The sequence below is a fragment of the Kitasatospora sp. NPDC015120 genome, assembly GCF_043080305.1.
Classification (GTDB): domain Bacteria; phylum Actinomycetota; class Actinomycetes; order Streptomycetales; family Streptomycetaceae; genus Kitasatospora.
Genome location: NZ_JBIBVJ010000018.1, coordinates 104,755 through 129,602, shown reverse-complemented (window position 1 = coordinate 129,602; position 24,848 = coordinate 104,755). Strand labels below are relative to the sequence as shown.

Below are 24,848 nucleotides of genomic sequence, written 5' to 3'. Positions count from 1 at the left end.
GGGGGGGCGCGGGGGGGGGGGGGGGGGGGGGGGGCCCCCCGCCGCCCCGCCCCCCGGCGGGGGGGGGGGGGGTCGCCCGGGGGGGGGGGGGGCGCCCCCCCCCCGCCCCCCCCCCCCCCCGCCCGCCTCACACCAGCAGCCGGTCCTTGGCCTTCTGGTACTCCTCCTCGGAGATGGCCCCGGAGGCCTTGAGCTCGGCCAGTTTGGCCAGGTCGTCGACATGGCTCCGGCCCGGCGCCCCCTCCCCGGCCGCCTCCTCCCCGGGCGCGGCGCCCGCCGCGTCGCGGATGTACGCCTTGAACGCGGCGTCGGCCTTCTGGGCCTGGGCGATGTCGCGTTCGCCCATGCTCCTGCCCCGTGCGATCACGTACACCAGCACGCCGATCAGCGGCAGCAGGATCACCAGGATCAGCCAGCCGGCCTTGGCCCAGCCGCCCAGGTCCTGGCTGCGGAAGATGTCCGTGATGATCTTGAAGAGCAGGAAGAACCAGAGGATCCAGAGGAACAGCTCCAGCATCGTCCAGAAGATGTTGAGCAGCGGGTAGTTGTCCATGACGGCTCCCGTCGGTGCGGGCCCGAGACGGACCCGAGTCCCTTCGAGTCAAGCACCGGACCCCGGACACCGGGGCCCGCTGCTGCGCCATTCCGGTGGTCTTCCGCTGCTTCCCGGGAGCGGGGGCGGCCGGGGCTCAGTGCGGCCGCGACCGGAGCTCCACCGCCAGGGCGATCAGCTCGCCCCACCACGCGTCGTGGCCGCTCAGCAGCAGCCGTTGCGCCTCGGCCGGGTCCGCGGCGCGGACCTCGACCACCTGCTCGCCGTCGTCCGGGTTGGTCGGGACGGAGTCGACCGCGATCTCGGCCCAGCCCCAGAGCCAGGCCTTCTCGGGGTGCGGCTGCCACGGCCGGTAGGGCACCGGGTCGTCGGTCACGCAGCGGTGGGCGCCCAGCCAGACCGGCTCGCCGAGCAGTCGGGCGCCGGCCTCCTCGCGCAGCTCGCGGACCAGGCAGGAGTCCACCGACTCGCCGTGCTCGCGGGTCCCGCCGGGCAGGAACCAGTGGTCGCGGTCGTCGCGGCAGAGCACCACCCGGCCGCCGTCGGTGAAGCCCACCAGGTGGATGTTGGTGACCAGCTCGTCCGGCGGCAGGACGGTGGAGAACTGCGCGTCGTAGCGGCCCCAGGCCCAGTACTGCGGGGCGTGCAGGGCGGGGAAGCGGGCGGCCAGCTCGGCGGCCCGCCCGGCCCCGGCGGGGCGGGGCTGTCTGGGGATCGGCGGGGCTCCGGCGTCGTCCGGTGTCGCGGTGCCGGTGAGGGCGCCGGTGGTCCCGTCGGTCTCGCTGGTACCGGTGGCATCCGTGGTATGGGTCATTCGGTGATCGTAGTCCCGGCCGGACGCCGCAGGGGCCCGGCCGGGTGAGTGAGCGTCAGCTCCGCGGAGTCGAGCGCGCGCGAGTGGCGCGGGACCACCGCCTCCAGCGGCCTGCCGACCCAACTGCCCAGCGAGATCTCGGCGGTGATGCCCGGGCCGAAGCCCGCGATCAGCCCCTGGGTGCCGTCCTCGACGCCGCCCTCCTCGAACATCCGGGCCAGCGCGTCGAAGACCACGGCGCTGGCGATGTTGCCGCGCTCGGTGAGCGTGGCCCGGGAGAACCGGAACGCGACCGGCTCCAGGTTGAGGAAGTGGCAGAGGTCGTCGAGGATCCGCGGACCGCCCGCGTGCACGATGTAGAAGCCGAGGCCGGAGACGTTCCAGGCGTGCTCGACGGCCAGCGCGCGCAGCGCCGGGGCGAGCATCTCCATGGTGCCCGGGACGCGCTTGTCGAGCTGGAAGTGGAAGCCGGTGTCCTTGACCCCGTAGGAGATCCAGTTCTCGGTGTCCGGCACGAGGTGCGAGCCGTTGCGCTCCAGGTGGACCCCGGTGCCGCCGCGGCCGCGCAGCACGACGGCGGCGATCGCGTCGCCGAACAGGCCGTTGGAGAGCAGCGAGCCGACGCCGATGTCGGTGGGCTGGTAGCAGAGCGAGCAGAACTCGCAGGCGACGATCAGCACGTTGGCGCCCGGGTAGGCGCGGCAGAAGTCGTGCGCCCGGTTGACGGCGGCGCCGCCGGCCGCGCAGCCGAGCTGGGCGATCGGCAGCTGCCGGGTGTCGGAGCGGAACCCCATGGCGTTGATCAGCCACGCGGTCAGCGAGGGCATCATGAAGCCGGTGCAGGACACGTAGAGGATGAGGTCGATGTCCCGGGCGCCGAGTTCGGCGTGGTCGAGGGCGCGCTCGACCACCTCGGGCACGCGGCGCTTGGCCTCCCGCTCGTAGACGGCGTTGCGGACGGTGAAGCCCGGGTGCTGGAGGGTCTCCTCGATGGGCTGGACCAGGTGTCTGGTGCGCACCCCGGTGTTCTCGATCAGCCGCAGCGCGAGGCCGAGCTGCGGGTGGTCGGCGTGCAGGGTGCGGGCCAGGTCGAGGGTCTCGTCGAGCGTGATGACGTGCTCGGGCACGGCGATGGCGGGTCTGCAGAGTGTGGCCATGGGTGGATCTCCGGTCGGGCGGGCCTGGGGGTGCGGATGCGGCTGGGGACGGTGGCGGTCACCGCGGCGTGGTCACCGGGAGGTGGTCACCAGGCGACCGGCAGGGTCTGCGGGTAGCGCCAGATCGAGCCGGTCTGCCAGTCCAGTTCGGCGGGCGGGACGGCGAGACGCAGCCCGGGGAACCGGTTCAGTAGGGTGCCGATCGCCACCTGGAGCTCCATCCGGGCCAGGTGGGAGCCGAGGCAGTGGTGGGTGCCGTAGCCGAAGGTCATGTGGGTGGGCGCGCCGCGGTCGAGGTCGAGCTCGTCGGGGCGCTCGTACACCGCCGGGTCGCGGTTGGCGGCCAGGTAGGAGACGTGCACCGGCTCACCGGCCCTGATCAGCACGCCGCCGAGCTCGACGTCCTCGGTGGCGACCCGGGCGATGCCCACGCCCTGGCGGAACGGGATGAAGCGCAGCAGTTCCTCCAGGGCCTGCGGCAGCAGGTCCGGCTGGGCGCGCAGCTTGGCGAGCTGCTCGGGGTGGGTGAGCAGGGTGTAGGTGATGTTGGAGAGCTGGTAGGTGCTGGTGTCGTGGCCGGTGACCAGCAGGACCATGGCCATCACGGCGAGTTCGTCGTCGTCCAGCAGCTCGGCGCCGTCCCGGGCGGTGGCGAGCGCGCTGATGAGGTCCTCGCCGGGCGAGCGGCGGCGGGCGGCGGTGAGGTCGGCGAAGTAGGCGCGCAACGCGGCCTTGGCGTTGACCTGGCCCGCGCCGCTGCCCGGGCCCATGGACATCATCGCGACGGCGTGGCCGCGCAGTTCGGCGCGGTCCCCGGCCGGGATGTCGAGCAGCTCGCAGATGGTGGTGAGCGGGAGCCGGGCGGACAGGAAGCGGACGAGGTCGGCGGGTGCGCCGTGCTCCTCCATCTCGTCGAAGTAGCCGTCGACGACGCCCTGGGTGTGGGCGCGCATCCGCTCCACCTGGCGGTTGGTGAAGCCCTGGGCGACCAGCCGGCGGAGCCGGTTGTGGGCCGGCGGGTCCATCAGGTTGATCGACTCGACCTGAGCGATCGGGGCGGGCGTCATCCGGGGCAGGTCGCGGCCGATGCCGGCGGCGCGGCTGAACCGGCGGTCGGTGGTGACCACGCGGACGTCCTCGTAGCGGGTGGCGAGCCAGGCCTCGCCCTCGCCGTGCGGCAGACGGATCCTGGCGATCGGCTCCTCGGTCAGCAGGCGCTTGAGCAGAGGGTCGAACTCCAGGCCGTCGGTGTGGTTGAAGGGGCAGTCCCACACGGGGGCGGAGGTAGTCACGGGCTGGTCCCAGGGCCGGTTCTGCCGCCCGGACGGAGGTTGTTCGGGCGCGGACGTGCTGATGCTGCCCCATCGGGCCGGGAAAGTGGGGACACGGGCGCGAGTTCCCTCGATCGAGGGAAATGACTGATTGTCATGAGATCGACGGGGGTGCGGACGGTGCGGCCCAGGCCGTCGTAGGAGGGGTGCGGCCGACCGTGCGAGCGCGCGGCCGGGCGCGGCGTCCGGCGTGTCAGCGCGTGGTGCGCGGGCCCACGCCGTGCAGCAGCGTGTCGACGATCCGGGCCGCCAGCGCCTCCGGATCGGCGCCGAACCCGCCCCGCGCCGCCCGCGCGCCCTCGTCGCGGCGGTCACCGAGCGGATGTCGCGCGGGGTGCGGGACGCCATGGCGGGCGGGCGGGCCGCCTGACCGTCGCGGCCCTCGACTCCGGCCGGCGACGCGGACCGCGCCCCTCACGCCGCCCGCGCCGTCGTGGCGGACGGGCACCCGGGCCGGCCCGTTCGTCCTCGCCCGCGTCGGACAGGCGCGCGTGATGGCGCGGGTCCGGGTGTCCGCCGCGGAGGACCGGTCGCGGGCGGACACCACCCCGGGCGCAACGGCCCGGGCCCCGGCGGCGTCCGTCCGGGGCCCTTCGGTGCGACTGCTCAGGTGCGCGGATCACCAGTTGTCAATGCTGTAGTCGCTCCACTTGAATTCCTTGATCGCGGGGCTGCTGCTGTTGTAGCTGACCGTGTGAACCTTGCGGCTGCTGCTGGTGAGCTTGAGGTGGTAGACGTCGCCCGACTCGTCCTTGAAGGCCATGTACATGCTGCCCGTCCCGATGCCGTGCGGCCCCTCCCCGTCGACCTCCAGCTCGTAGTCGAACACCCCGCTTCCGCCCCTGAGCCGGATGCCGTAGACCTTGGCGTCGTCGTTCGCCACCACGCAGGTGCTGAGGTCCGTGTTGCCGTTGAGCGCCACGTCGTCGCCGTTCTGCAGGCCGGACGAGGACTTGGCCAGCTTGGGGCTGTCCTTCCCTTCGCCGCAGTCGCCCGTGAACTGTGCAATGGCCATGTCCGCCAACTCCTTCTCGCGTGAACATCCCCCTCCGTCACCATATCCCTACGTTCGGTAGTCCGCCTGTCGTTCGAAAATCGCTTGACCGGCCCGCCGGGTGACGTTGCACTGTGGCCGGGCACCGCGCGCGTGGTGTCCGGCGAACCGGGGAGGCAGCAGTACCCATGGAGATTCGTTCCACCACCGAGCAGGACCGCGACGTCTTCGTCGACACCCTCCTCGTTCCGTTCGGGCTCCTCCCGGAGCCGCCGGCCGAGGACGGGGGAGGAGCCTGGTGGTCGGCCCTGGAGCTGGACCGGGGCGTGCTGGCGGTGGCGGACGACGGGCGGCCGATCGGCACGGCCGGCGCGTACTCCCTGGAACTCACCCTGCCCGGGGACGTCGTCGTCCCCGCCGCCGGGGTGACCGCCGTCGGGGTGCTGCCCACGCACCGGCGCCGGGGCGTGCTCACCGCGATGATGCGGCACCAGCTCGCGGAGCTGCGCCGGCGCGGGGAGTTCCTCTCGGTGCTGCTGGCCGCCGAGGCCGTGATCTACCGCCGGTTCGGCTACGGCCCGGCGACGTACACCCGGCGGCTGACGGTGCCGCGCCACCGCTCGGCCCTGGCCGCCCCGTGGGCGGGCGGCGCGGACGGCGGCACCGTCGAGGTGCTGCGGCGGGCCGAGTGCGTCGGCCTCATGGAGGAGGTCTACGACCGGTACCGGCGGGCCCAGCCCGGCGCGCTGTCGCGGCCGCACCGCTGGTGGGCGCTGCGGGCGGGGCAGCCGCCGATCGCCCCGGCACCGCGCTACATCGCCGTCCACCGCGACGCCGACGGCGTGCCGGACGGGTACGCGAGCTACGCGCGGGGCGACGTCGACCCGGTGACCAGGACGGTCACCCTGACGGTGGACGAGACCGTGGCCCTCGACGACACCGCGTTCACGGCCCTGGCCCGCTACGTGCTCCAGCACGACCTGATGACCCACATCGTGTTCAAGCACCTCCCCACCGGACACCCGCTGCCCTGGCAGCTGGAGGACTTCCGGGCGGCCGAGGTGAGCGGTGAGACGGACTGGCTCTGGGTGCGGCTGCTGGACGTCCCGCGCGCCCTGACCGCCCGCGGCTGGTTCGCGGACGGCGAGCTCGTCCTCGACGTCGACGACCCGTTCCTCGGCGAACACGGCCGCTACCTGCTCACCGTCCGCGACGGCAGGGCCGAGTGCGTCCCCACCGACCGCGAGCCGGACCTGTCGCTGGACGCGAGCGACCTCGGTTCGGTCTACCTCGGCGGCACCGCCCCCGGCACCCTGGTCCGCGCCGGCCGCATCCGCGCCCACCACCCGGAGGCGGCCGCCCGGGCCGACGCCCTCTTCCGCACCGACCGCCCCCCGTTCAACCTGCACTGGTTCTGACCGGGGACGCCGGCGGCCCGCCGCTCCGCACCCCGGGCGGCGGGCCGACCGCCGGCGCCCTCACCGGCCTCCGGCGGTCTCCGCCCTCACCCACTCCAGATAGCCGGGGCTGCCCGCGACCACCGGGACGGCGATGAGCTCGGGGGTGTCGTAGGCGTGGTTGTCGTTCACGAAGCCGGTGAGGGCGTCGGCCAGTTCGGCGCGGGTCTTGAAGTCGACCCGCCACTCGGCGGTGTCCTGGACCTCGCCCTCCCACCAGTACACCGACCGGATCGGGTACACCTGCGCGCAGGCCGCGAGCCGCGCCCGGACCACGGCGGCGGCCAGGGCGCGGGCCCTCGTCTCGTCGTCATGGGTCGTCGTCATCACCAGGAGGTCGCTGCTGTTCGTCGCCATGCCGAAAGCGTAGGCGTGGTGCGTCAGGAGTCCCGGAGGATCACCGCGCCGAGCGCGGTCGCCGCCAGCCAGCCGATGGCCGGGACGGCCAGGAGCGCGGGGAGCGGCCGCTGCGCCGTCATCAGGACGAGACAGCCGGGCAGCGCGAGGGCCGACGTCAAGCCGCCCATGACGGCGGCGAAGGCGGTCGGACGCCCGCCCGTCCGTGACCAGGTCAGGCCCGTGATCGTGAGTGCCGCTCCCGACCCCGCGAGGAGGGCCACCGTGAGGGCGGACAGCCAGGGCGTGCCCGGGTTCGTGGCACGGTGCCCCTGGAAAGAGACCTCGGCCACCCGACCCCGGAAGACCGTCAGGTCCACGTCCATGCCGACCTCCGTGGCGGAGTAGAAGTCCCAGTCGACCTCGTAGCGCTGCTCGGGAGCCGTCTCGCGCGCGACCTTCACCAGGTAGGTGGTGTCCTCGCCGGTCCTGGTGTCCCTGGCCGTCACCCTGCCGGTCTCGTGCCGGACGCAGTCCGTGCCGGGCGTGTGCGCGGCCGAACCGCACACCGGGGCGGAGCGGTAGGCGACCGCCGTGTCGTGGGCGTCGACGAACCGGCTGAAGCCGAGGACGGTGACGGCGAGTCCGGCCAGGAGGAACAGTCCGGGTGGCACCGCGCGGACCGCCGCCGCGGCGAGCCGGGACCGGGCCCGCGGCTTCACGTCCTTGATCCGGTCGTCCATCGCGAACCCCCTCGGTCGAGTCCACCCGTACCCGGTGGGAATGTTCCAAGGGGGCGGCCGGCCGATGCGCACCGGGACGCGGTTGTGACGAAGTCGTCGAGGGCCCCGGGCCGTGGCGCGGTCAAGAGTAGGTCACTGTTGTTCGTCGTCATGCCGAAAGCCCATATGCGGCGGTAACCTACTCACCTACCCAGCGGGGGACACGCCCAAGCCGTCCTGAAGTCGCCTTTTCTGACACGCGCCTGACGATCCGTCGTCCCGGCGCGTTCGAGGGAGTACCTATGTCCCGGAGCCGCAAGCTCCACCGCCTCAGCAACCCCGACACCAACGAGCGCCGCGCCCAGCGCATGCTGTTCCGGCACCTGCGTGACGACACCAACGCGAACCGCGGCCGGATGGCGCGGCGGGTGCGCGAACTCCAGTTGCTGCTGCAGATGGACCCGATCGAGTTCGAGGGTCTGATCGCCCGGCTGATGGAGTCGATGGGCATGAAGGTCGAGCTCACGGCCCGGTCGAAGGACGGCGGGGTGGACGTCCGCGGCATCGACACCGACCCGTTCCGGGGCGGGAACGTGATCGTGCAGGTCAAGCGGTACCGGGACACGGTGACGCCGTCGGCCGTCCGGGACCTCTTCGGCACGCTGCAGCACGACGGGGCCGCGACCAAGGCGGTGCTGGTCACCACGAGCAAGTTCGGGCCCAGCTCGCACCAGTTCGTGTCGGGCAAGCCGATCACGCTGATCAACGGCGCCGAGCTGGTCGGTCTGCTGAAGCACCACGGCTTCCACGAGGTCTTCGCACCGGCCTACGCCGAGGCCGAGGTCGCGGACGCCGGCGCCGGGCAGCCCGGGATCGAGGTGGCCGCCGAACCGTCCCGGCTGCTGCTGCACTGGAGCGGGGAAGAGGAGTACGACATCGCGGCCCTGGTCTGCCAGGGCAACCGCGCGCTCTCCGACGACCACCTGGTCTTCTACAACAACGCCTCCACGCCCGACGGTTCGGTCCGCCTGGTGACCGGCTACGAGGACGCCAACGCCTGTCTGATGGTCGACTTCGAGGCGCTGCCCGCCGAGGCGGACCGGCTGGTCGTCATCGCCGCCGCCGACACCGAGAACCACCCCGGGGCCACCATGGCCGGGTTCGCCGGACCGGCGCTGATCCTGGAGGCGGGCGCCGACCAGGACGCCGCGATCGTGCACCTGGCGGACGGCGCGGAGTCCAACATCGCGATGCGCCTCGGCCGCTTCGACCGCGACGACGCCGGGAACTGGGACTTCACCCCGGCCCTCGCCGGCTACCCGGGCGGGCTGCGGCAGGCGGTCGTCGCCTACGGCCTGGAGGTCGCGGACGAGGAGCCGGTGGCCGCGGGGGCGTAGGGTCCGGCCCGGCGCGCAGGAGGCCGGCGGGTCCGGCTTCCTGCCCCGGGGGCGGGCGGAACGATCGTGCGCCGTCCGGTCGTTGGTCCGGGCATGGTGGTGGTGACGGTGGTCCTGTCGGTGACGGCGCTGATGACCGCGCTGTTCGTGGGGGCGGCGCTGCGCACCGGACGTCGGCGCTCGCGGGCGGGGGCGGTCGCGGGCGGCCTCGGGGTGACGGCGGTCGAGGAGCTGCACGCGCTGTTCAGCGCCGGCCAGCGGGTGCGGATCGAGCAGCGGCAGGCGCAGCTCGTCCTGCGGGACGACGAGCACGCCGGCGCTCCGCCCGGGGCCGGGGTCGATCTGGACGCGGGAGTCGCGGTGGTCCGTCCCCGGGAGTGAGCGGCGGGCGCGGGGAAACGGTTCGACCACGGACCGGGCGGTGTGCCAGGATGCGCACCGTCTCTTCGTTCGACCGGGGGTTTCCTGATGATGCGTCGCTCCACCGTGCTCGCCGTCGCCGCGGCGGCGGCCTGTCTCGTCGGCCTGGTGGGCTGCGACGACGACGCGGCGCCGGCCGCGTCCCCGCCGGTGTCCGCGACGGCCGCGCCGGCCGCGAGTACGCCCGAGGCGGCACCGACCCCGACCCCGACCCCCACGCCGACGCCCACGCCCACCGCGACCGCGACCGCCGTCGCCACGACGGCGGGAGGGGCGATCGACCCGGAGAAGGCGCTCGCACTCGCCGAGAAGACGCCGTACGCGGCCACCCAGGACTTCACGACCGAGGGTGGTGCGCTCAGCGCCGTCACCAAGGCCCGGGTGAACCTCAACGGGCCGGTCCGCTCCGGCCGGCTCACCGAGTCCATGAGTGTGGGCGGCAGCGACCTGCTCGGCGACGCCGGTGACGGCGGCCCGACCGTCGTCGTGACCGACGACGGCACCACCTACATCAGGAACGGCGGCAGCTGGCGCACCTCCCCGCTCGGCGACCGGATCCCGGACTACCACGGCTACGCCAAGGCGCTGCTGGGCGTCGGCCCGTCCGCCCGCAAGGGGATGGAGGACTGCGACGGCACGCCGTGCTTCCACCTCTCCGGCACGCTCGACCTGGAGCGGATGAAGGCCGTGGAGCCCGAGCAGTACAAGCTCTACAAGAGCAAGGGCGTGGCGGCCTTCCAGCTCGACCAGTGGATCGACGCCCAGGGCCGCACCGTCCGCTACGACCGGAAGACCGAGCTGCGGGGCGTCCCGATGCGCACCCACGGCACCTTCCGCGACTTCGGCCCGGTCGAGAAGGTCGGCGCGCCGGTCTGACACGCCGGTCCCGACACGCCGGTCCGACGCGCCGGTCCCGGCACGCCGCGACGCCGACGGCCCCGGGGGAGGGGCGCCGGCGTCGCGGCGGAGCGGGCGCTCAGCCGGTGTACTGGGCGAAGATCTTCGCGAACTCGTACGGCTGCTGGGGGATGTTGGTGCACTTGTAGAGGCCGCCGCCGGTGCAGGCGTTGGCGTCCCGGGTGGCGTCCCAGAAGGCCAGCGTGCCGAGGTGGTGCTGGCGGGCGAAGGCGACCAGCTGCTGGGCGTCGGCCTGGTTGTAGATCTGGTGGTCGTCGTTCTCGCCGAGCATCGGGGTGACCCCGACCGCGGCCCACAGCTGGGCGTCGCTCCTGGCCGGGTACAGCGCCTTCAGCTGGCCGTACAGCGACTGAGCGGCCTGGACGGCGGCGTCGCCGTAGTCGGTGCCGGTCCGGTAGTAGTCCATCGCCATGACGTTGACGACGTCGACGTCCACGCCCGCGTCCCGGGCGGAACGGACGATGGCCACGCCCTCGCTGGTCAGGCCCTCGGGGAGGACCGGCAGGGTGAAGGAGATCTTCAGCCCGGGGTGGGCCTTCTGCAGCTTGGCGAGGGCGGCCGAGCGGCGTTCGTTGGCGACGGTGTCGGCGATCGCCGCGCCCTCGATGTCGAAGTCGACGTAGCGCAGGTCGTAGGCGTTGACGACGGCGTCGTACTCGGCGAACAGGGAGTCGACGCCGGTGCAGGCGGCGGCGAGCTCGGTGCCGCTGGCGCCGCCGAAGGAGAGCTTGACGTCGCCGCCGGCCGCGCGCAGCGCGTCGATCTGGTCCTTCGCCCAACCGGTGCGCGGGTCGTAGGCGTTGAACCAGCTGGCCTTGCAGCCGACGGCGGTGACGAAGCCCATGGTGAAGGCCTTGAGGTTGCCGGACTTGGCCATCGCGGGCATCGACGGGGTGGGCCAGGCGCCCATGTCGATGTACGGGGCCACCGGCAGGGCGACGTTCGGCGCCGGAGTGGTCGGGCCGCCGGTCGGGGGCACGGTGGTGGGCGGCACGGTGGTCGGCGGTGTCGTGGTGGGCGGGGGCGTGCTCGGGGTGCCGCCGGGGCCGGTGAGGGTGACGTCGTCGGCGAGGTAGGCGCCCTGCCCGTACCAGCCGTGCAGGTAGACGTCGACGCTGGTGGTGGCGGCGCCGGTGGTGAAGGTGGCGGTCAGCTGCTGCCAGCCGGCGCCGCCGGGCGTCCAGACGGCCGGGTCGGTGACGCCGGTGCCGGTCGCGCCGAGGTACACGTACTGGCCCTGGACCCAGGCGCTCAGCGTGTACGTGGTGTTGGGCCTGACCGCGACGCTCTGGCCGCACTGCGCGGTGCCCGCGCCGGAGACCTCGCCGCGCAGCGCGTAGGAGCCGCCGTGCGCACCGGAGTTCACCACGCTGCCGGCCGCGCCGGTACAGCTCCAGGCGCCCAGCGCGCCGCTCTCGAACCCGGGGTTGCCGAGCAGGTTGCCGTCGGCGGCGCCGGCGGTCGTGGCGACGGCGGCGAGGCCGCCACCGGCCAGTACGACGGCGGTGGCGAGGCCGAGCACCTTGGTGCGCAGGACCGGGCGGCGGTGCCGGGCAGCGGTGTCGTGGGGCGCGCGTGGCATGGGGGTGCCTCTCGGGGACGGGGGTCCGCCGCCCGCCGCGCGCGGGGGGAGGAGGCGCGGGGCGGGCGGCGGCGGAGGGGGTGGTCCGGTGGGGGAGTGCGCGGTACTGAGCATCAACCTGGACTAGACCACCTGCGCACGTCAAGCGCCTCCGGTGCACCAAAGGCAGGTCGTAGCAAGGCTTACGCGGACCTTAAGGTTCCGTCATGAGCGATGACACGGTGGACCGGAGCCTGCGGATCGTCTTCCTGGGCGACTCCTTCACCCAGGGGGTCGGGGACCCCGGGTACCGCGGCTGGGTGGGCCGGGTGATGGCGGACTGCTGGGCGGAACTCGCGGCGGTGCCGGGCGGCGTGACGGCGTTCAACCTGGGCGTGCGGCGGAACACCTCGGCCGACGTGCTGGCCCGCTGCTGGGGCGAGACGGAGGTCCGGGTGCTGCCGGGGGCGGACAACCGGCTGGTGCTGTCGGTGGGCAGCAATGACGCGGGGGAGGAGGACGGCCGGGTGCGGGTGGCGCCGGACGCGTGCCTGGCCCATGTGGCGGCGCTGCTGGACGGGGCGCGCGAGCGCGGTCTCGCGCCCCTGGTGGTGGGACCGCCGCCGGTGGCCGGTGCGGGCCCGGCGCACCTGGAGCGGCTGCTGGCGCTGGCCGACGGGATCGCCGGGGTCTGCGCCGGGCGCGGGGTGCCGTTCATCGGCGTGACCCGGGAACTGGCGGCCGACCGGGAGTGGACGGAGCAGGCCCTGGCCGGGGACGGCGCGCACCCGGGCGCGGGCGGGTACCGGCGGCTCGCGGACCTGGTGCTGCGGGGCGGGTTCCGGGAGTGGCTGACGGAGCGCCGTCCGGCGGCGGGGGCGGCCTTGACCTAGAGCGCACTCCAAGGGGGAGGCTGGTTCCCGTTGATCCGACCGCGGTCGGCGCCCCGAGGGGGCCGACACCAGTGAGGAGTACCGTCATGCGCAACGCCACGCTCGGCAGCGAGGGCCCCGAGGTCGGGGTCATCGGCCTCGGCTGCATGGGGATGACCTGGGCCTACGACGTCCACAACCGTGACGACGACACCTCGGTCCGGGTGATCCGGCAGGCGCTGGACCTCGGCGTCACCCTGATCGACACCTCCGACATCTACGGGCCGTACAGCAACGAGGAGGTGGTCGGCGCGGCGCTGGCCGGCCCCTACCGGGAGCGCGCGGTGCTCGCCACCAAGGTGGGGCTCGTGCCGGGCAACGCCGAGGAGCGGGTGCTGCGCAACGGGCGGCCCGAGCACATCCGGCGCTCCATCGACGACAGCCTGCGCCGCCTCGGCACCGACCACGTCGACCTGTACCAGCTGCACCGGATCGACCCGGAGGTGCCGGTGGAGGAGTCCTGGGGCGCGCTCGCCGAGGCGGTGGCGGCCGGCAAGGCGCGGCGGATCGGGCTCTCCGAGGTGAACGTCGAGGAGATCGAGCGCGCGCAGGCCGTCCACCCGGTGGCCTCGGTGCAGAACGAACTGTCGCTCTGGACCAGGGACTCGCTCGCCGAGGTGCTGCCGTACACCGAGGAGCAGGGGATCGCCTTCCTGCCGTTCTCCCCGCTCGGCCGCGGCTTCCTGACCGGCGGCATCGCGTCCTTCGACGAGCTGCCCGCGGACGACTTCCGCCGCGGGCTGCCGCGCTTCCAGCAGGAGGCGCTGAAGGCCAACCTGGCGCTGGTGGAGCGGGTGCGGGCGGTCGCGGCGAGGGTCGGCGCGACGCCCGCGCAGGTGGCGCTGGCCTGGGTGGTGGCGCAGGGGCGGTACGTGCTGCCGATCCCGGGGACCAAGACGCCGAAGTACCTGGAGGAGAACGCGGCGGCGGCCGAACTGGTGCTCTCGCCGGCGGACCTCGCCGAGCTGGACGCGCTGCCGGCGGCGGCCGGCGAGCGGTACTGACCGGCGGGCGGTACTGACCGGCGGGCAGTACCGGCGGCGGGCGGGTGGTCCGGGCCGGGCGCCCGGGTCCTGACCGGGCGCCCGGGCGCTCAGACGCCGGCCGGGTTCCGTTCCCGGATCCAGATCTGCTTGCGCCCCGTCTCGCCCGGTGCCCGCACCGGCGCCGGGACCACCCGGTCGAGCCGGAAGCCGGTCCGGCGGGCCACCGCGCCGCTGGCGGTGTTGGCCGGGTCGCAGTGGATCTCGACCCGGTGGATCCCGGGCAGCGCGAGCGCCGCTTCGGCGACCGTGCGGGCGGCCGCGGTGGCGATGCCCCGGCGGCCGTGCTCGGCGCTCACCCAGTAGCCGATCTCCAGCGCGCCCGGGCCGATCCGGCCGTGGAGGCCGAACGAGCCGATCACCCGGCCCGGTTCGGCGTCCAGGCCGGCCAGGTAGATGAAGTCGGTGCCGGCGTTCCAGGCGGCGACGCCGGCCGCGGTGAGCTCGGCGGTCCGGGCCGGAGTGGGCGCCTCGGCGGCCCACTCCAGCCAGGGTCGCAGATGGTCCAGGTTGGCCCGGACGGCGGCGTTGAGCGCGCGCGCCTGGGCCGGGGAGCGCCGCCGCAGGGTGATCCCCCCGGCGGACCGCAGCAGTTGGGGCGGCCGGCCGGGGGTGGGCACGCCGGGGGTGCCGGGCGCGGGCGCGCCCCCGCACGGCGGCGGCATGACGTGATTCATGACAGCGATTATGGCCGCGTCCTGTACCTGTCACCACCGCCCGCCGCCGCGCGCCGGGGCCGTCCGGGGGCGCGTCAGAGCCGGACCAGTACCTCGTCGAGCTCCTTGCGCCGCAGGTCCGGCACGCGCGCCCCCTCGGCGGGGTAACCCACCGGGATGACGTAGGCGGCCCGCTCCTCCTGCGGCCGTTCGCACACCTCGTTGAGGAACTTCATCGGGCTCGGCGTGTGGGTGAGCGTGGCCAGGCCCGCCTGGTGCAGCGTGGCGAGCAGCAGGCCGACCGCGATGCCCACCGACTCCTTGGTGTAGTACGGGCGCGGCGAGGCGGGGCCCTTGTGCACCTCGAAGACGACGATCACGGCCGGCGCGTCCTCCAGGAACGGCTTGCGCCAGTCGGTGCCGATCGGCGCCAGCGCGGCCAGCCACTCCTCGGAGGCCCGGTGCGCGTAGAACTCGCGCTCCTCGGCCTCGGCGGCCTCCCGCAGCCGGCGCTTGCGCTCCGGGTCGGTGATCACCACGAACCGCCAGGGCTGCACGTGGGCGCCGCTCGGCGCGGTGTTGGCGGTGCGGATCGCCCACTCGACCACACCGTCCGGGATCGGGCGGGTCGAGTAGTCGCGGACGGTCCGGCGCTGCGCCATCACGTCGTGGAAGGACCTGCTGCGGGCCTCGGCCTCGTGGGCGGGCACGGTCATGGGGGTGAGCGGAACGGTCGGGTAGGACGCGTCCGCCACCGCGCTGTCGAGCGCTGTGCTGTCAACCATGGGCGACAGCACAGCACATGACGGCGGGCCGGGGAAGAGGTCTGGACCTCCGTCCCCGGCCCGCGGCCGTGCTCCCGGCTGCGTCCCCCGGCTACAGCTCGCGGACCGCGCCGCCGCCGACCTCGATCCGCCGGTTCACCGCGACGGTGTCCAGCATCCGCCGGTCGTGGGTGACCAGCAGCAGCGTGCCGGTGTACGACGCCAGTGCCGACTCCAGCTGCTCGATCGCGGCCAGGTCCAGGTGGTTGGTGGGCTCGTCCAGCACCAGCAGGTTCACCCCGCGGGCCTGGAGCAGCGCCAGCGCCGCCCTGGTCCGCTCGCCGGGGGAGAGGGTGGCCGCCGGGCGCAGCACGTGCGCCGCCTTCAGGCCGAACTTCGCCAGCAGGGTGCGCACCTCGTCCGGCGCCAGCTCCGGGACGGCGGCGGCGAACGCCTCCAGCAGCGGCTCCCCGCCGAGGAACAGCCCGCGCGCCTGGTCCACCTCGCCCACCACCACGCCGGAGCCCAGCGCGGCGTCGCCGGCGTCGAGGTCGAGCCGGCCCAGCAGGGCGGCCAGCAGGGTGGACTTGCCCGCGCCGTTGGCGCCGGTGATGGCCACCCGGTCCGCCCAGTCGATCTGCAGGTCCACCGGGCCGAGGGTGAAGTCCCCGCGGCGGGCGACGGCCCCGCGCAGGGTGGCGACCACCGAGCCGGAGCGCGGCGCGGCGGCGATCTCCATCCGCAGCTCCCACTCCTTGCGCGGCTCCTCGACCACCTCCAGCCGCTCGATCATCCGCTGCGTCTGGCGGGCCTTGGCGGCCTGCTTCTCGGTGGACTCGGCGCGCATCGCCTTGGCGATCTTGTCGTTGTCGGTGGACTTGCGGCGGGCGTTGCGCACGCCCTGCTCCATCCAGCCGCGCTGCATCCGGGCCCGGGCCTCCAGGCCCGCCTTGGTGTCGGCGTACTCCTCGTACTCCTCGCGGGCGTGCCGCCGGGCGGTGGCGCGCTCCTCCAGGTACGCCTCGTAGCCGCCGCCGTAGAGGTTGACCTGCCGCTGGTGCAGGTCCAGCTCCAGCACCTTGGTGACGGTGCGGGCCAGGAACTCGCGGTCGTGGCTGATCACCACGGTGCCCGCGCGCAGGCCCTTGACGAAGGCCTCCAGCCGCTCCAGGCCGTCCAGGTCGAGGTCGTTGGTGGGCTCGTCGAGCAGGAAGACGTCGTAGCGCGAGAGCAGCAGCGAGGCGAGGCCGGCCCGGGCCGCCTGGCCGCCGGACAGGGCCGTCATCGGCAGGTCGAGGGAGACCTTCAGGCCCAGCGAGCCGGCCACCTCCTCGGCCCGCTCCTCCAGGTCGGCGCCGCCGAGTTCCAGCCAGCGGTCCAGGCCGGCCGCGTAGGCGTCGTCGGCGCCGGGGGTGCCGTCCACCAGGCCCTGGGTGGCCTCGTCCAGCGCGGCCTGCGCGGCGGCCACTCCGGTGCGGCGGGCCAGGAAGTCGCGGACCGACTCCCCCGGGCGGCGCTCCGGCTCCTGCGGGAGGTGGCCGATGTTGGCGGTGGCCGGGCTGAGCCGTACCGAGCCGCCCTCCGGGGTGTCCAGTCCGGCCAGCAGCCGCAGCAGGGTGGACTTCCCGGCTCCGTTGACGCCGACCAGCCCGATCACGTCGCCGGGGGCGACGACCAGGTCCAGGCCGGAGAAGAGGGTGCGCTCGCCGTGGCCGGCGGCGAGGTCCTTGACGACGAGTGTGGCGCTCATGATGCCCCGATTCTAGGCGGGCGGGCCCGGACGCCGCCGGGGGCGGCGGCACCGCCCGGTGTCCGGCGGTGCCACCGCCCCCGGCGGAGGGTTCAGTGCGTGACCGGGGTCACTTGCTCTTCCTGGAGAAGTACTCCAGGGCGTGCTGGGCGACGTCGTCCAGGTAGGGGCCGGCCTCCCAGGTGTTGTCGAACCCGCCGATGGAGGTGTCCGAGACCAGGACCTGCTTGCCGTCCCTGGTGGTGAACCAGCCGCCGCCGCTGTCCCCGCCGGTGCCGTTGCAGCCGGTCATCAGCATGGTCGGGCGGGCCGGGTCCATCGAGCGGCGGGCGGGCTTGCCGGCCTCGCAGTGCTCCAGCTCCATGCCGTCGAACGGCTTGCCGGCCGGGTAGCCGTAGGTGCTCACGGTGGCGATCTGCTCGCGCGGGGCGTTGAACCAGACCGGCACCGAGCCGCCGACGACCTCCTCCAGGGACTTGGCGCTGCCGTCCGGGTTGGCCACCCTGAGGATGCCGAAGTCGTACTGGCTCCACGGGCCGCCGTTCTCCGGGTCGGCCTCGGCCGTCCACTGCGGGGCGACCATGCCCGCGACGGCGCCCCACTCGCCGTACGGCTCGGCCTCGGCGAGCGAGCCCTGCTTGCCGCCGCTGACCGCGCCGGTGCTGTTGAACGCCGGGGCGAAGGTGATGTTGGTGTGGTACTTGCCGCCCTTGCCGCCGTGCAGGCAGTGGCTGGCCGTCCAGACCAGGTTGCTCCTGCCCGGGTTGGCCGGGTCGGAGACGACGGTGCCGGAGCAGACGTAGTCCTGGTTGCCGTCCTGGAAGAACAGCTTGCCGTTGACGTGGGCCGGCTTGGCGTACGGGTGGGCGACGGGCTTCATCTCGACCAGCTTCGGCTGCGGGTCGTTCTGGCCGCCGCCGGTTCCGCCGGTTCCGCCGCTGCCGCCGGTTCCGCCGCCGCCGGGCTGGGTCGGGGCGGCGCCGGTCGGCTGGGCCGTCGGGGCCGCCGACGTCGGCTGCGCGGTGGGCTGCGTCGTGGGCTGGGCGCTGGGCTGCGCGGTCGGCTGGTTGCCCGGACCGGGCTTGGCCGGCTTCGCCTTGAGGATCTTCTGGAGGTCCCAGAAGCCCTTGACCGCCGGGGTGATGACGTTCTGCTGGGCCCACTTGTCCCAGTCGTCGAAGCTCCACTTCCTGAGCTCGTCGGCGGTCGGCAGCTTGATCGGCGGCAGGGCGCCCGGCTTGCCCGTGGAGTCCGCGGCGGGCGCGGTGGTCGCGGCGCCCTGCGCGCCGGACGGGGCGGCGGCCGGGTCGCTGTTCTCCGGGCCGCACGCGGTCGCGACGACCATGGTCAGCGCGACGGCGGAAGCGCCCAGCGCGGCACGCGTCGCCCGGGATATCGGTGACATGAGTTCTGTTCCCCCTGTGAATGCACGCCACCGCCGCGAAGGTCGGCGGGGTGGCAGGGGAGGAGTCTGCCATGCGCGGCGGACACCCCCGGCCGCGCGGACCGGTCCGGGGCACGGCTGTCACCGGATCGGCACGCGATCGGCACCGAAAAAACCGGTTGCACGGCTGCCGGGCCGCTCCGTAGCGTGATCCTCGCCAGCCGCCAGAACAGGAGTAGGCCCTTGATCTACTGAGGTCCCGAGACACCGCCCCCGCCGCACCGCAGCCATGCCACCGCCTTGTCGCCGGTCATGCCACTGCCAGCGGTCCGTGAGTGTGCGCGTGCCCGACCTCAGTGGTGAGCCGGCCCGGCGTCCCCTGTCACTCCGACGACCCCCGGCCCTCCCTTCCCGGTCCCGCCCGCACCCGCGGTGTCTCCCCGTGTTGCTCCACGACCACGTCGGCGACCTCCGGGAGGCTCTCCATGGCACAACCCACCACCTCACTCCTCTGCACCGACCTCTCCTTCGAGTGGCCGGACGGCAGACCCGTCCTCGACGGCTTCCAGCTCGCCGTCGGCCCCGGCCGCACCGGGCTGATCGGGCTCAACGGCGCGGGGAAGTCCACCCTGCTGCGCCTGCTGGCGGGCGAACTCACGCCCACCTCGGGCACCGTCAAGGCGGCCGGCGAGATCGGCTACCTGCCGCAGGGCCTGACCCTGGACACCGGCCTGCGGGTCGACGAGGCGCTCGGCATCCGGGCCGCCCGCGAGGCCCTGCACGCCATCGAGACCGGTTCCACCGACCAGCGGCACTTCGACGCGGTCGGTGACGACTGGGACGTCGAGGAGCGCGCCCGCGCGCTGCTCGACCGGCTCGGCCTGCACCGGCTCGGCCTCGACCGCACCACCGGTGAACTCTCCGGCGGCGAGGCCGTCCTGCTGCGGCTGGCCACCCTGCTGCTGCGCCGTCCCGACGTCCTGCTGCTCGACGAACCGACCAACAACCTCGACCGTGACGCCCGTGCGCGGCTCCACGAGGCGGTGGCCGGCTGGGGCGGCGTGATGGTGATCGTCAGCCACGACCGCGAACTGCTCCAGCACGTCGACCAGATCGCCGAACTGAGGGGCGGCCAGGTCACCTGGTACGGCGGCAACTTCGCCGAGTACGAGCGCACCGTCGCCGCCCAGCAGGAGACCGCCGAGCGGCTGCTGCGCAACGCCGAGGCCGATGTCCACCGCCAGAAACGGGACCTGGCCGAGGCCCGGATGCGGCTGGAGCGCAGCGCCGGCTACGGCAGGAAGCGCTCGGTCACCCGCAACGACCCGCACATCGTCGCCGGCAAGCTCAAACGCCAGGGCCAGGAGACCGCGGGCCGGATCCAGGGCATGCACACCGAGCGGCTGGAGGAGGCCAGGCGCAAGCTGACCGCCGCCGAGGAGGCCGTCCGGGACGACGCCGAGATCCGGATCGACCTGCCCCGCACCGCCGTGCCGGCCGGGCGCACCGTGCTCACCCTGCAGAAGGTCCGGATGCCGCACGGCAGCACCGCCCACCTCGACCTGCGCGGGCCCGAACGGATCGCCCTGGTCGGCCGCAACGGCGCGGGGAAGTCCACCCTGCTGCGCACCATCGCCGGCGAACTCGCCCCGCTGGAGGGCGAGGTCACCACGCCGGTGCCGCTGCGCCACCTCCCGCAGCGGCTGGACCTGCTCGACGACGAGCTGACCGTGGTGGGCAACGTCAAGCTGTTCGCGCCGGGCGCGGGGGACAACGCGATCCGGGCCCGGCTGGCCCGGTTCCTGTTCCGTGGCGGGCGGGCCGACCAGCCGGCCGGCACGCTCTCCGGCGGGGAGCGGTTCCGCGCCACCCTGGCCGCGCTGCTGCTGGCCGACCCGCCGCCGCAGCTGCTGCTGCTCGACGAGCCGACCAACAACCTCGACCTGGCCAGTGTCCGTCAGCTCACCCAGGCGCTGGCCGCGTACCGGGGTGCGCTGATCGTCGCCAGCCACGACCTGCCGTTCCTGCGCGGCCTGGGCGTCACCCGCTGGCTGGAGCTGGACGGCGAGCTGAGGGCGGTGGACCCGATGTGACGCCGTGACGGCTCAGCGGGGGCCGGCCCCGGCGGCGAGCAGCCGCCGGGCCTCGGTCAGGGCGGAGTCCTTCAGCCCGGCCAGCTCCTCCTCCGTGAAGACCGGGGTGCGGACGTCCGGCGGGATGCCCGGTCCGTCGAAGGTGGTGCCGGCCGGGGTGAGGAACTCCTCGTTCGGCAGGAGCAGGACGAGGTCCGGGGAGAGCCGCCGGGGCAGCTGGTCGGAGAAGACGCCCTGGGTGTTCTCGCCGATCCGGGTGATGTGCGGGCTGCGGCCCATCAGCGCCTGGGTGAAGGTCTCGCCGGCGCTCACCGTGGATCCCGAGGTCAGCAGCGCCACGGGCCCGGTGAAGCGGCTCGCCCCGGCGGCGGGGCGGACGGTCACCGGCTGGGGCCGGGTGAAGGCGGTCGGGTCGGCCGGGTCGTTGCGGGCCACCTTCCGGTAGGCCTGGTACGGCCGGTCGGTGAACCGGGAGGCGAGCCGGACGGCCAGCGCGTCCGAGCCGCCGGCGTTCACCCGGACGTCGATCACCACCCCGCGCAGCGGTGCGGCGCGGGGCCGGTCGAGCAGGGCGTCGACGGCCCGCTCCAGCTCGGCCTCCTGCTCCTGCTGGCCGCCCCCGCCGACGTAGTCACTGAACGCGCTCACCCGGAGGTAGCCGATGCCGTCCGGGAGTTCGCCGACACCGAGGATGCCGTTCGCGAACGGCTGCTCGGGGGCGGTCAGCTGGGCGCGGACCGGCGGCAGCACGGTGCTCAGCAGCTGCGGGGTCGGTGCCACGGTGCCCTCCCGCATCGCCCGGAAGAAGGTGGTGTACCCGCCGGCGGGATCGGCGCGCAGAAGGGCCACGTGCGAGTCCTGGAGCGGTTGGACCATGGCGGTGATCGTGTCCACCAGGTTCTCCGCCGTGACCGTCGGCCGGTACGCCGCCCGTGCGGCGTGCCAGTCGACGCCCTTGGCGGCGAAGAAGGGGTAGTTCTCCTCGAAGCTGTCCCAGAACCTGTCGAACACCGCGAGGGGTTCGTCGGAGACCGGCAGTGCGCACCGCGCCGGCAGCCCGCCGGGCAGGCGTTCCAGCGCCCGGGTGCCGGTGGCCGCGTCCTTCGCGTACACGGCCCGGTGGCGTCCGCGCGGGGTGATGGTGAACTGGCCCAAGGGCGTTCCGGGGGCGCCGTAGCGGACGGCGCCGCCGGGCAGGGGCGCGCCGAACTGCTCGGCGGACGCCAGCCCGGGGGTGCAGCTGTTCCTGGTGAGGTCGTAGGAGGCGAGGTGCGTGCCGGAGACGCTGAGCAGGGTGCCGTACCCGTCCATCCGCCAGACCCCGTCGAGCCGGGCGCCGGCGCCCCCGGAGGCGAGGGCGGGTGCGGCCGGACCCGCCGCCACCGCGAGGGCGAGGGCGAGGACGGTCGCGGCGCGGGCCGGTCCCCGCCGGTCAGTGCTCGGCACCGAGGATCCTGCGGGCCTCGGTCAGGGCGGAGTCCTTCAGGCCGGCCAGCTCCTCCTCCGTGAAGACCGGGGTGCGGACGTCCGGGGGGATGCCCGGGCCGTCGAAGGTGCTGCCGTCGCGGGTGAGGAACTTCTCGTTCGGCAGGCCGGTGAGCAGCTCGTCGGAGATCGGTTTGAACATGACGTCGGAGAAGACGCCCTGGGTGTTCTCGCCGATCTGCACCGGCGCCGGGCGCCGTTCCGCCATCGCCTGGGTGAAGGTCTCGCCCGCGCTCACCGTCGAGCCGGCGGTGAGCAGGGCGACCGGCCCGGTGTAGCGGGCCGCCCCGGCGGCGGGGCGGACGGTCACCGGCTGGGGCCGGGTGAAGGCGGTCGGGTCGGCCGGGTCGTTGCGCGCCACCTTGCGGTAGGCGAGGAAGGGCCGGTCGGTGAGCCGGGAGGCGATCCGCAGACCCAGCTCGTCCGAGCCGCCGCCGTTCAGCCGGAGGTCGATCACCAGACCGTTCAGCCGCTCGGGGTGGGCGAGCAGGACGTCCAGCGCCCGGTCCAGCTCGGCCGCGTGGGCCTGGTACGGGCCGTCGGCGACGTACCCGTCGAAGCCGCTCACCCGGAGGTAGCCGAGGCCGCCCGGCAGTTCGCCGACGCCCAGCCGGCCACGGCCGAAGGTCTGCTCCGGGGCGAGGAGTTGGGCGGCGACCGCCCGGGCCGCCTGCTCCCGCAGCCGGTCGTCGGGCTCCCGGGTGCCCGGGCGCAGGCCGCCGAAGACCAGGTCGTAGCCGCCGTCGGCCGCCTTGCGGCCGAGGAAGGTGTGCGCGTCGCCGAGCGGTTCGAGCAGGCCCGTGATGATCCCCGCGAGCGCGGTGGTGTCGGTCGCCGGGGTGATGGCCGCCCGCGCCTGCGCGCCCCGGGCCTTCCAGTCGACGCCCTTGGCGGCGAAGAAGGGGTAGTTCTCCTCGAAGGTCGCCCAGAACCGGTCGAACACCGCGAGGGCGTCCTGCGGCGCCGGCCGGGTGCACCGGGCCGGCAGCCCGCCGGGCAGCCGGGAGAGGTTCTTGGCCCCGGCGGCGCTGTCCTCCTTGTACACGGCCCGGTCGCGCCCCCGGGGCGTGACGGTCAGCTCGCCGTACCCCGTGCCGGGCCGGCCGTACCGTACGGCGCCCCCGGGCGCGGCCGCGCCGACCTGCGCGGCGACGATGAACCCCGGGGTGCAACTGATCCGGGTCACGTCGTAGGTGGTGAGGGTGGTGCCGTGGATCTCCGCGATCGTGCCGTAACCGTCCGCCTGCCAGACGCCCTCCAGCCGGTTGACGCCCGGCCGTTGCGCCGGGCCGTCCCCGTCCGCCGCGGCGCCCGCCGCTCCCGCCGCGCCGGCCGTGCCCGCCGTGACCGCGAGCGCGACCGCCGTGATCGCCGCCGCCCGGGCCACCGGCCTCCGTCGTTCGATACCCATGCCGTCCCCTGTCGTCTCCAGGTCCGGGCCTCCCCCGCGGAACCCCTCCGCCGCCCACGGGTTGACGGTACGGACCGGGGGAGCCGCCGCACGTCAGCCTGCGGAGCGGTCCGCACCGGGACCACGGAGGTACGCCGGGCGCACCGGGCTCCGACCGGCGGCGTACACCCGGCCGCGGCGGCGTCGGGGTCACCGACTCGGTGTCCAACTCCCGTGCGCTCCAGTACCATCGGCGCCATGCCAGCACTCAACATCGAGTACACGGAGCACGAGCTCGCCGCGATCCGCGAGGCGGCGGCCGCCGACGGCAAGAGTGTCAAGGCGTATGTGCACGACCTGAGTGTGCGGGAGCAGCAGCGCCGGGTGTTCGTCTCCCACGCGGTGGCCTTCTGGAACGCCCACCGCGAGGAGTTCGACCGGGAGTTCCCGGAGGACGCGCCGGCCGCCTGAGCGGGGCGGCGCGGGGAGGGACGGGCGACCGGGGTGCCGCGATGATGCTGCTGCGGGTCGATCTGCGCTGGCTGCTCGACGTCCAGGAGCTGGCCTCGCCGGAGGACCTCAGCGTGCGGGACTACTCGGCGCTTCAGGCGGCCGTCGCCCGGCACCGGGTGAACACCGCACAGCTCGGCCACGACGCGGATCCGGCCTGGTGCGCGGCCACCCTGATGCACACGATCGTGCTGCTGCGGCCGCTTCCGGTGCGCAACAACCTGTACGCCTGCATGACGACGGCGGCGTACATGCACGCGGCCGGGGAGGGCATCGACCCGCCGTACGGGGCGCTGGTGGAGCTGGCCAGGGACATCGCCGAGGGGCGGGCGGACGTCTTCGCGGCGGCCGACCGGATCCGGTCCTGGCGGATCTGAGCGGGACCGGCCGGCCGCCGCCCACCCCTGTCGCCCGCACGCCCCCGCCTCGCCGCCCGCCCAGGGCCCCGTCAGCCCGGCAGCACGAACCCCGACTCGTACGCCGCGATCACCGCCTGGGTGCGGTCCCGCGCCCCCAGTTTGGCCAGGACGCCGCCCACGTGCGTCTTCACCGTCTCCTGGCTGAGCACCAGTCTCGCGGCGATCTCCCCGTTGCTGAGCCCGGCCGCCATCAGCCGCAGCACCTGCCCCTCCCGCTCGGTGAGCCGCCCGACCGGGCCGCGTTCCGGCGCCGGACGGGAGGTCCGTCCGGGCGGCGCCGCGTACCGCAGGGCCAGATCGCGCACCGCCGCCGGGAACAGCAGCGAGTCGCCGCGCGCGATCAGCCGCACCGCCTGCACCATCTCCTCGGCCCGTGCCCGCTTCAGCAGGAAGCCGGCCGCCCCCGCCCGCAGCGCGTCGTACACGTGGTCGTCGTGCTCGAAGGTGGTGACCACCAGGATCCGGGGCGGTACGGCCATCCCGGCGACCAGCTGCTCGGTGGCCCGGATGCCGTCGATCCCCGGCATCCGCACGTCCATCAGCACCACGTCCGGCCGCAGCGCGCGCACCAGCGGCACCACCTCGGCGCCGTCGGCCGCCTCGCCGACCACGGTGAGGTCCGGCTCGGCGTCGATCACCACCCGCAGCCCCGTGCGGACCAGCCGCTCGTCGTCGGCGATCACCACCCGGACCGGCCCGCCCGCCACACCGCCCGGACCGTCCGCGACGCCCCCGTCCACGCTCCCGCCCGTGCTCCCGCTC

25 protein-coding genes are annotated in these 24,848 nt (G+C 74.3%); 10 read left to right on the top strand and 15 right to left on the bottom strand.

What is annotated here, in order from left to right:
• Positions 1 to 127: 127 nt before the first annotated feature.
• From ACF1AK_RS29480 to ACF1AK_RS29465, 4 genes are all read right to left on the bottom strand, one after another.
• Complete coding sequence (locus tag ACF1AK_RS29480; RefSeq protein WP_391501877.1) at positions 128 to 553, bottom strand: SHOCT domain-containing protein; 426 nt, start codon at positions 551 to 553, stop codon at positions 128 to 130.
• Positions 554 to 689: 136 nt separating this feature from the next.
• Positions 690 to 1,367, bottom strand: a complete 678-nt coding sequence (locus tag ACF1AK_RS29475; protein ID WP_391501876.1) for an NUDIX domain-containing protein — start codon at positions 1,365 to 1,367, stop codon at positions 690 to 692.
• Complete coding sequence (locus ACF1AK_RS29470) at positions 1,364 to 2,524, bottom strand: type III polyketide synthase (protein ID WP_391501875.1); 1,161 nt, start codon at positions 2,522 to 2,524, stop codon at positions 1,364 to 1,366. Before ACF1AK_RS29470 ends, ACF1AK_RS29475 begins: the two co-directional genes overlap by 4 nt.
• Before the next feature lie 86 nt (positions 2,525 to 2,610).
• Complete coding sequence (locus tag ACF1AK_RS29465) at positions 2,611 to 3,816, bottom strand: cytochrome P450 (RefSeq protein WP_391501874.1); 1,206 nt, start codon at positions 3,814 to 3,816, stop codon at positions 2,611 to 2,613.
• Positions 3,817 to 4,075: 259 nt separating this feature from the next.
• On the opposite strand from ACF1AK_RS29465, the gene ACF1AK_RS29460 reads away from it, so the two are divergent.
• Entirely contained in the window at positions 4,076 to 4,225 is a 150-nt protein-coding gene (locus tag ACF1AK_RS29460) for a hypothetical protein (protein WP_391501873.1), read from the top strand.
• 249 nt (positions 4,226 to 4,474) lie between these two features.
• On the opposite strand, the gene ACF1AK_RS29455 is transcribed toward ACF1AK_RS29460, so the two are convergent.
• Positions 4,475 to 4,870: a hypothetical protein gene (locus ACF1AK_RS29455; protein WP_391501872.1), complete on the bottom strand. Its 396-nt coding sequence runs from the start codon at positions 4,868 to 4,870 to the stop codon at positions 4,475 to 4,477.
• Positions 4,871 to 5,037: 167 nt separating this feature from the next.
• Here ACF1AK_RS29455 and ACF1AK_RS29450 point away from each other — a divergent pair, with 167 nt between their 5' ends.
• Positions 5,038 to 6,267 (top strand): GNAT family N-acetyltransferase, encoded by a 1,230-nt coding sequence (locus tag ACF1AK_RS29450; RefSeq protein ID WP_391501871.1) that lies wholly within the window; start codon positions 5,038 to 5,040, stop codon positions 6,265 to 6,267.
• 60 nt (positions 6,268 to 6,327) lie between these two features.
• Here the strand turns inward: ACF1AK_RS29450 and cutA are convergent, their stop codons facing one another.
• Both cutA and ACF1AK_RS29440 read right to left on the bottom strand, forming a co-directional pair.
• Positions 6,328 to 6,663: a divalent-cation tolerance protein CutA gene (gene cutA, locus ACF1AK_RS29445; protein ID WP_391501870.1), complete on the bottom strand. Its 336-nt coding sequence runs from the start codon at positions 6,661 to 6,663 to the stop codon at positions 6,328 to 6,330.
• A gap of 23 nt (positions 6,664 to 6,686) precedes the next feature.
• Positions 6,687 to 7,385, bottom strand: coding sequence for a hypothetical protein (locus tag ACF1AK_RS29440; protein ID WP_391501869.1), 699 nt, complete (start codon positions 7,383 to 7,385; stop codon positions 6,687 to 6,689).
• Positions 7,386 to 7,666: 281 nt separating this feature from the next.
• Here ACF1AK_RS29440 and ACF1AK_RS29435 point away from each other — a divergent pair, with 281 nt between their 5' ends.
• The 3 genes from ACF1AK_RS29435 (at position 7,667) to ACF1AK_RS29425 (ending at position 10,057) form a co-directional block, all read left to right on the top strand.
• A complete protein-coding gene (locus ACF1AK_RS29435; protein WP_391501868.1) occupies positions 7,667 to 8,761 on the top strand; it encodes a restriction endonuclease in 1,095 nt (364 codons plus the stop codon).
• A 66-nt stretch (positions 8,762 to 8,827) separates the two neighbouring features.
• Positions 8,828 to 9,142: a DUF6191 domain-containing protein gene (locus ACF1AK_RS29430; protein WP_391501867.1), complete on the top strand. Its 315-nt coding sequence runs from the start codon at positions 8,828 to 8,830 to the stop codon at positions 9,140 to 9,142.
• 87 nt (positions 9,143 to 9,229) lie between these two features.
• Positions 9,230 to 10,057, top strand: a complete 828-nt coding sequence (locus ACF1AK_RS29425; RefSeq protein ID WP_391501866.1) for a hypothetical protein — start codon at positions 9,230 to 9,232, stop codon at positions 10,055 to 10,057.
• Positions 10,058 to 10,157: 100 nt separating this feature from the next.
• Here ACF1AK_RS29425 and ACF1AK_RS29420 read toward each other — a convergent pair whose 3' ends face one another.
• Positions 10,158 to 11,681: a carbohydrate binding domain-containing protein gene (locus tag ACF1AK_RS29420; RefSeq protein ID WP_391501865.1), complete on the bottom strand. Its 1,524-nt coding sequence runs from the start codon at positions 11,679 to 11,681 to the stop codon at positions 10,158 to 10,160.
• A 206-nt stretch (positions 11,682 to 11,887) separates the two neighbouring features.
• Here ACF1AK_RS29420 and ACF1AK_RS29415 point away from each other — a divergent pair, with 206 nt between their 5' ends.
• Both ACF1AK_RS29415 and ACF1AK_RS29410 read left to right on the top strand, forming a co-directional pair.
• Positions 11,888 to 12,553 carry a GDSL-type esterase/lipase family protein gene (locus tag ACF1AK_RS29415; protein ID WP_391501864.1) on the top strand — a complete coding sequence of 222 codons (666 nt, stop codon included), beginning with the start codon at positions 11,888 to 11,890 and terminating at the stop codon, positions 12,551 to 12,553.
• Positions 12,554 to 12,639: 86 nt separating this feature from the next.
• A complete protein-coding gene (locus ACF1AK_RS29410) occupies positions 12,640 to 13,596 on the top strand; it encodes an aldo/keto reductase (RefSeq protein WP_391501863.1) in 957 nt (318 codons plus the stop codon).
• 89 nt (positions 13,597 to 13,685) lie between these two features.
• Here ACF1AK_RS29410 and ACF1AK_RS29405 read toward each other — a convergent pair whose 3' ends face one another.
• From ACF1AK_RS29405 to ACF1AK_RS29390, 4 genes are all read right to left on the bottom strand, one after another.
• Positions 13,686 to 14,312: a GNAT family N-acetyltransferase gene (locus ACF1AK_RS29405; RefSeq protein WP_391501862.1), complete on the bottom strand. Its 627-nt coding sequence runs from the start codon at positions 14,310 to 14,312 to the stop codon at positions 13,686 to 13,688.
• Positions 14,313 to 14,386: 74 nt separating this feature from the next.
• Positions 14,387 to 15,076 carry a nitroreductase family protein gene (locus ACF1AK_RS29400; protein WP_391501861.1) on the bottom strand — a complete coding sequence of 230 codons (690 nt, stop codon included), beginning with the start codon at positions 15,074 to 15,076 and terminating at the stop codon, positions 14,387 to 14,389.
• Positions 15,077 to 15,167: 91 nt separating this feature from the next.
• Positions 15,168 to 16,805, bottom strand: a complete 1,638-nt coding sequence (locus ACF1AK_RS29395; RefSeq protein ID WP_391501860.1) for an ABC-F family ATP-binding cassette domain-containing protein — start codon at positions 16,803 to 16,805, stop codon at positions 15,168 to 15,170.
• 109 nt (positions 16,806 to 16,914) lie between these two features.
• The gene (locus ACF1AK_RS29390) at positions 16,915 to 18,210 is read right to left on the bottom strand and encodes a hypothetical protein (protein WP_391501859.1); all 1,296 of its coding nucleotides are present in this window, start codon (positions 18,208 to 18,210) and stop codon (positions 16,915 to 16,917) included.
• A 464-nt stretch (positions 18,211 to 18,674) separates the two neighbouring features.
• On the opposite strand from ACF1AK_RS29390, the gene ACF1AK_RS29385 reads away from it, so the two are divergent.
• The gene (locus ACF1AK_RS29385) at positions 18,675 to 20,282 is read left to right on the top strand and encodes an ABC-F family ATP-binding cassette domain-containing protein (RefSeq protein ID WP_391501858.1); all 1,608 of its coding nucleotides are present in this window, start codon (positions 18,675 to 18,677) and stop codon (positions 20,280 to 20,282) included.
• A gap of 12 nt (positions 20,283 to 20,294) precedes the next feature.
• Here the strand turns inward: ACF1AK_RS29385 and ACF1AK_RS29380 are convergent, their stop codons facing one another.
• Both ACF1AK_RS29380 and ACF1AK_RS29375 read right to left on the bottom strand, forming a co-directional pair.
• Positions 20,295 to 21,728 (bottom strand): S41 family peptidase, encoded by a 1,434-nt coding sequence (locus tag ACF1AK_RS29380; RefSeq protein ID WP_391501857.1) that lies wholly within the window; start codon positions 21,726 to 21,728, stop codon positions 20,295 to 20,297.
• Positions 21,715 to 23,178 (bottom strand): S41 family peptidase, encoded by a 1,464-nt coding sequence (locus tag ACF1AK_RS29375; protein ID WP_391501856.1) that lies wholly within the window; start codon positions 23,176 to 23,178, stop codon positions 21,715 to 21,717. The genes ACF1AK_RS29380 and ACF1AK_RS29375 overlap by 14 nt, the downstream gene beginning before the upstream one ends.
• A gap of 237 nt (positions 23,179 to 23,415) precedes the next feature.
• On the opposite strand from ACF1AK_RS29375, the gene ACF1AK_RS29370 reads away from it, so the two are divergent.
• Both ACF1AK_RS29370 and ACF1AK_RS29365 read left to right on the top strand, forming a co-directional pair.
• Complete coding sequence (locus tag ACF1AK_RS29370; protein WP_344322900.1) at positions 23,416 to 23,628, top strand: hypothetical protein; 213 nt, start codon at positions 23,416 to 23,418, stop codon at positions 23,626 to 23,628.
• Between the two features lie 44 nt (positions 23,629 to 23,672).
• Positions 23,673 to 24,044 (top strand): toxin Doc, encoded by a 372-nt coding sequence (locus ACF1AK_RS29365; RefSeq protein ID WP_380294661.1) that lies wholly within the window; start codon positions 23,673 to 23,675, stop codon positions 24,042 to 24,044.
• A 71-nt stretch (positions 24,045 to 24,115) separates the two neighbouring features.
• Here ACF1AK_RS29365 and ACF1AK_RS29360 read toward each other — a convergent pair whose 3' ends face one another.
• Positions 24,116 to 24,826 carry a response regulator gene (locus tag ACF1AK_RS29360; RefSeq protein ID WP_391501880.1) on the bottom strand — a complete coding sequence of 237 codons (711 nt, stop codon included), beginning with the start codon at positions 24,824 to 24,826 and terminating at the stop codon, positions 24,116 to 24,118.
• Positions 24,827 to 24,848 lie beyond the last annotated feature (22 nt).